The 5,141-nt window shown below is 52.2% G+C and carries 2 protein-coding genes; both read left to right on the top strand.

Features of this window, described 5'->3' with window-relative positions; all coding sequences use genetic code 11:
• Positions 1-3,222, top strand: a 3,222-nt coding sequence (locus tag QZ302_RS08460) for a SusC/RagA family TonB-linked outer membrane protein (protein ID WP_294594442.1), incomplete at its 5' end; no start/stop codon positions are given.
• Positions 3,223-3,276: 54 nt separating this feature from the next.
• Positions 3,277-5,141 (top strand): SusD/RagB family nutrient-binding outer membrane lipoprotein (locus QZ302_RS08465; RefSeq protein WP_294594444.1); only part of this gene is annotated, 1,865 nt, incomplete at its 3' end.

Consider the following 5,141-nt stretch of genomic DNA (forward strand, 5'->3'; position numbering starts at 1 on the left):
AAGCAAAACCGCTCGCTGGGTTATGCCACCTCTACCGTCAAAGGCGACGAATTGGCACGTACCAATACTTTGAGCCCGGCGAATGCCTTGCAGGGGAAAGTAGCAGGGGTGCAGATTGCAGCCGGCGGTTCGGGTGGTATCACGACCGCTCCGACCGTGACGATCCGCGGTAACAAGTCTCTGGACAAGAATAACTCGCCGATCTATGTGATTGACGGGATTATCATGGAATATGCACAGCAGGATGCCGGTCGGAACTTCGGGAACAACGAAAATACCGCTTATGGTAACCAGTTGAAGAACCTGAACCCGGACGACTACGAATCGGTTACCGTGCTGAAAGGTGCCGCTGCAACTGCATTGTACGGTTCTCGCGGGGCCAACGGCGCTATCGTGATCACCACCAAGAGCGGCAAGGCTCGCAAGGGGATCGGCGTTGAAGTGAACTACTCGCACGAATGGGGACAGATCTATGATTTCGCCGCTCCGCTTCAGAATGAATATGGGGTAGGCTGGGGTGGAAATGGTTTCGAAGGCGGTGTAATTGAAGGTAAAGACTATACATATGGTAGTTACCTCAATTATTCTTACGGTCCCTCTTTCGCCTCGATGAAAGGACAACAGTTGCGCCAATTCTACAAGTACTACGCTCCGGACGGGATCGACAACCCGGCTGAAGCTTATGTGGCTTATCCGGACAGCTGGAAAATTTTCTACCAGAACAGCAACTACGACAACGTGAGCGTGGCGTTGACCGGCGGTTCTGAAAAGGCGACTTTCCGTCTTTCGTACGGGTACATGAACGGCGACGGGAATATGCCGAAGAACTCTTTCGACCGTCACTCGATCAATTTCACGGCGAACGGCAAGATCAACGACATCTTCTCAACCAACCTGACCTTGCAGTACTCGAATTCGAATACGAAAAATGCTGCGTTTACTACCGGTGGCGCATGGGCGACTACGGTGGCCATGATGGCCGGGGGTTATTATGCTAACCGGAGCACCGACTTGCAGTGGTATAAGAATCACTACATCAACCCGGAAACTCATCAGACCTACGGGACCGGCAGCTTGAGTACTATTAACTCCTGGCTCAAGTCTCAGTACGACAACAACACCAACCGGAACGAACAGACGATCATCGCCCAGTTGGGTTTAAGCGCCCAGTTCACCGACTGGTTGGACGCCAACGTCAGCGTCAGCTACAACAAGTGGGATGTCTTCACCGAAACGAAGAATGCCGGGTATGTCAGCGAAGGTCAGTACAAAGTTGCAGGTGACCACAGCGGTTCTTACGACGGTATCGCTCAGTTGCACAGCAACAACCGCTTCCTGGACGACAACCTCGAACTCGATGTACGTGTCTTGGGTGAAGTCTACGGGAACACCCGTTCGACTTCTTATAGCAAGAGCACCAGAGGTGGTCTGATTACTCCGGGTCTCTTCTCGTTCTCGAACTCGGCTCAGGCATTGGAAGTCGGTAATTACAGCGTAGGTTATACCCCGCGTAACTCGATGACCATCGGGGTGGCCGGCGTTGTGAACCTCTCGTGGAAAGACCAGGTTTATCTCGAAGTAACCGGGCGTAACGACTGGCTTTCTTCGCTGATGTATCCGAGCTGGCTTCCGTACGGACAGAACAACTACTCTGTATTCTATCCGTCGGTGAACGCATCGTGGGTATTCTCCGATACGTTCAACATCGATCCGAAGATCCTTTCGTTCGGTAAACTGCGTGCATCGTGGGCACAGGTAGGTAAAGGTACCAGTGCTTATGACACAGCCAAAGGCGGCGGCGGTTATAAGGTTGAATCTATTTATGGTCCGACAAACGGCAACATCATGAATGCCAGCCCGAACTATTCGACCCTGCCGAACTTCGACCTGAAGCCTGAGGTTCAGACCTCTATCGAGTTCGGTGCCGACCTGCGTTTCCTGAACGGGATGATCGGGTTGGACGTAGCTTACTACAAGACCAACACCAAGAACCAGATCCTTTCGTTGTCCGCAGTGGATGAATCGGGTGTGACCTCTCAGTTGATCAATGCCGGTAACATCCAGAACCAGGGTTGGGAATTCCAGTTGGACGTGACCCCGATCCGGACGCGTACCGTGAATTGGAACATCGGTGCCAACCTGAGCCGCAACCGCGGTAAGATTAAAGAGTTGGCCAACGGAATCAACTATTATGTGATTTCAGGCTATCAGTGGGACGGTGCGAACGGTCTTCAGGTAACCGCTTTCGAAAACGGCCCGTTCGGTGTGATCACCGCAGGGAACGGTTACAGCTATTCGAACCCGATCGCATTGTACAACAACCCGGACGATCCGAACGACCCGCGCAACGGGAAACGTTTGATCTATTATCGCGGCTCGCTCGATGACAATACGTTCCAGACTGCAAACGCAACACAGTACGGCAACGGTAACGCTTATACGAACTCAGCTTATTCTTACCTGACGGCGAATAACATTTCCGGTTATTACGGCGAGAATTCGGAATACTGGGGCGGAAAGGATCACATTACCGATATCTTAGGGCGTGTGGAACCGGACTTCACCTACGGTATCAACACCTCGGTGCAGGTGAACCTGCCGAACAGCAGCGGTTCGCTCGACTTCTATGCACAGATCGACGGTCGCTCGGGCGGTAACTCGATTCAGCCTTTGGTCGGTACCTATCTGAATTCTCCGGGTGGGTTGAAAGCTACGTTGTACGGTCGTGACACAGAACACGGCGGGGTGGCTCGTGTGAACTACAAGGGTGACATCGAGTACAACGGGATTATTCCGGATGCCGTATTCTGGGAAAGCAAGAACAATTCGACTGTTATTTCCATGAAAACCGGCGAAGAGGTTTATCTCGGCGGCATGACCTACCGCGAAGCGGTCGACGCAGGACACATCCAGCCGGTATTGGCTTCGGCATGGTATCACTATCGTGGCGGTAGTGCGAACTTCCAGGTATCGTCTCAATCTTACATGGCTTTGCGTGAGTTGACCCTGGGTTACAACTTCCCGGAAAAATGGATCAAACACGTCGGTTTGCAGTCGGCACGCCTGTCGTTCACCGCTCGTAACGTCTGCTACATCGTAAATAAAATGTACAACAAGTCGAATCCGGAATCATTCATCTCGAACAATGCATTGACTCCGTATGACTACAGTACCACTCCGTTTGTTCGCAACTTCTCGGTTAGCCTGAACCTGCGGTTCTAAAACCTCTCTGTTCGACCCAACCTGAAGTTTTAAAACTAAACAAGAATTTTTCATATGAAAATAACAAAATATTTGATCGGCGGTTTGGCTGCTCTGGCGCTTGTCGGCTGTAAGGACAAGATGCGCGAGCTGAACACCAACCCGGAGACCATCGGGGAGACCGACCCGCGGTACATGTTCATGAATGCTATGGCCGATCTCGACTATTCCTCTCGTGGGGCTATCCAGTATCGGGCCAGCAGCGAAGGGCAGATGATGCAGTACTTCGTAAACTATCAGGGGGCTGCGAATGGCACCTATTGCGATGTGCAAGGGCTTAGCTACTCGTCTCCGGGACAGATCGGCCTGTATTATGACTGGCTCTACAGCGTCGGTTACAAAATGGTTCTCTTGCAGACTTACCTCAATGACAACCTGACGGAAACCGAAGCCCTGCAATATCAGGACCTGCGGGCAATGGCCGGGATCATGCAAATCTATCATGCTTTCCGGGTGTTCCAGAACTACGGTGCGGCGGTCTACAGCGACGGTTTCAAGGCAATCACCGAAGGGATTACCACGCCGGTTTATGACATCTTCAGCAACGAAGTCTACGAATCGTTGGACGACGAACTGGCCGACTACATTGCCGTACTGGAACAGAAAAAAGAAGGACAGTCCGAAGTGGGCATTTACGACCCGATCTACGGGTATAAGGTAAGCAATGCGGCCAAAACGGCACCGGAAGCACGGACTGATTATGACGCACAGCGTACGCTGTGGACGAAGTTCGCGAACTCTTACCGGTTGTACATGGCCTGGATCATGAAAGCTGCCGACCCGGCTCGTTTCGACAAAGTCTTGGCCGAAACGAACGGCAAATGGTTCGAAACGGCTGCAGACGGGGCTTATACGCACGTAAATGGCGGTGGCTCGAACAATGCTGTTTACAACTCGGACGGCCCGAACGAAGTTAGTGTATTGTATGCTGTATCCGACAACTTCATCTCTTACCTGAAGGAGTTGAACGACCCGCGTCTGCCGCTCCTGGCACGCGCCAATAGCCTGTATGCTGCCAACGAAGATTTGGAATGGATCGCTCGTTTCTTCCCGGACTCGTTGGAAAACCGCATGGTTTACGACAAAGAAACGAAGACCTGGAGCTTGAAAAGCTGGAACGGGGTATTCGATTTCGAAGCCGATCCGATGCTGGCTTACCAGGGGATGTCGCCGAACCCGTATGATTATGAGAAAGCCGAGCCGGGTCAATTCTGGGGATACCGTACCGTTACGTTCCGGTTCTATTGCCCGGGCTATGTGCCGGGCGATGATGCAGGAAACAAAGCAAAGGCTCCCTGGACAGTAGTCAATCCGAACGATCCGACCGATACGGATGAAGTCGAAAACCCGTCGGTTTCATACACATTCGAGATCGCCAGCCGTCCGCAGGGACGTTACGTCGTCTCTTGTGGAGGTAAGAAGTTCAGTAATGACGTGGGCGATTCCGGTGCTAACGGCTATGACGGTTCTACGAGTGATTCGTATAGCTATTTCTATCGCACTCCGCTGTACACTTATCCGGAATTCTGCTTCATGATGGCATACCTGACGCTCGATGGAGTCGCTACCGGCAAAACGGCTGACGCATGGTATGAAGCCGCTCTGACGGAAGCTATGAAAGAGTTGCAGGCCGATGCGATCCGCTATGATGTGCAGGTGGCAACCAATCCAGCTGCTAAATATGATGATGTTGTGGTCAATCCGCAAGTTGAAGGGATCAACGATGCCGGGGTTTATTCCATCACCGATAAAATCGCGCCTTATGTAGCTGCTCAGGCCCTGGCCAACGCTACGGACAAGAAAGAAGCAATCGTGGGCCAGATGTGGATCTACTGCTACAACCAGCCGATCAAGATGTGGGACTGGTGGCGTCTGACGGG

Origin of the sequence: uncultured Rikenella sp., assembly GCF_910579375.1 — a bacterium.
In the GTDB taxonomy this organism is placed as follows: Bacteria; Bacteroidota; Bacteroidia; order Bacteroidales; family Rikenellaceae; genus Rikenella.